Genomic DNA, 1086 nt, shown 5'->3' with positions numbered 1-1086 from the left:
CTGCCCAAGGCGACGCAGGCCATCCTGGAGGCGGTCGCGGCGGGCGAGCTGACGCCGTCCGAAGCCGCCGAACTCGGCCGGCTGGTCGATGCCCATGCCAAGGCCATCGAGGTCACCGATCTGCACCGCAGGCTCGAGGCTCTGGAAGGAGGCCGAGTATGATGAACGCCGTCCACCGTCGCCTCACCAGGCTGGAGGCCCGGCGCCGTCCCGTATCGGATCAGCGGTCGAAGGCCGCGCGCGACGCTCGCGTGGCCGCTGTTCTGGCTGACCCCGAATGGGCGGAGCAGATCTGTGCCAAGCTAATCGGGCAGCCTGGCTACGCCCCTCGCGCCGTTGCAGCAGTCCGCGCCGCGATGAGGGCGGATACATGACGGCCCTCCAACGCCGCCTCAGGGAGCTTGAGCGGAGGTATGCCGGCGACAATCGGACAGCCGTCGCCTTCGTGCTCTGGGAGCGGTCGGCGGAGGCCCTCCAGCAGGCCTACGAGCACGCGCTCGCGGCTGGAGCCGTAAGGCGGGGCGATCCGATCATCATGGGCGTGATGCCCGGGCCTGCTGAGTTGCCGGAAGCGCGGTGGAGCGATGTTCCGGGGCTTTCCGACACGGAGCTGATGGCGCTCGTGTCAGATGCCGAGCCTTGTGACCGGCTCGATCAAACGCCGGGCAGCCGCGCTGTGAGGCTGATGTCCGACGCCGCGTTGAATACCGCCATCATCGCCGGTGCAGCGAGGCCGGCGCCATGACGCGACTGGCTCAGCGCATCGCGAAACTGGAGACACGCGCCAGCAATGGTGTGCGCTACGATATCAGCGCCCACCCGCTGAGCGATGCGGAACGGGACGCCGTCGAGGCTGGAGCCGATATCGCGTTCGACGAGACGGATGGCCAGAGCCCGATGACGGAGGCTGAATGGCAGGCCGCTTTTTGCCGTGAAGGAGAAGCCCGTTAACGCCCGCTCCTCGCAAAACCTATCAAAGTTCCCCTTATCCGTGGAGTGCGCCCCTTGAAGCGGACAGCGTGACGGCGAGGAATTGACTGGAGAGCCGGGCTTTCGAAGGATGAAAGCCCATGGCCCGACACCGCA

Annotated in this window: 2 protein-coding genes; both read left to right on the top strand. The window is 67.1% G+C overall.

Annotation, left to right across the window (positions count from 1 at the left end):
- The first annotated feature begins 370 nt into the window (after window positions 1-370).
- Window positions 371-745, top strand: a complete 375-nt coding sequence (locus ABZU72_RS28720; protein ID WP_355022175.1) for a hypothetical protein — start codon at window positions 371-373, stop codon at window positions 743-745.
- Entirely contained in the window at window positions 742-951 is a 210-nt protein-coding gene (locus ABZU72_RS28715; RefSeq protein ID WP_355022174.1) for a hypothetical protein, read from the top strand. The genes ABZU72_RS28720 and ABZU72_RS28715 overlap by 4 nt, the downstream gene beginning before the upstream one ends.
- Window positions 952-1086 lie beyond the last annotated feature (135 nt).

The organism is Nocardioides sp. NPDC004968, assembly GCF_040608935.1.
Classification (GTDB): domain Bacteria; phylum Actinomycetota; class Actinomycetes; order Propionibacteriales; family Nocardioidaceae; genus Nocardioides.
Note: the sequence above shows the minus strand (reverse complement) of the source record. Positions and strands in the feature narration are given on the sequence as shown.

Excerpts from the sequence above, each read along its gene's own strand:
- ABZU72_RS28720 (WP_355022175.1), top strand. The coding sequence starts at position 371 with ATGACGGCCCTCCAACGCCGCCTCAGGGAGCTTGAGCGGAGGTATGCC.
- ABZU72_RS28715 (WP_355022174.1), top strand. The coding sequence starts at position 742 with ATGACGCGACTGGCTCAGCGCATCGCGAAACTGGAGACACGCGCCAGC.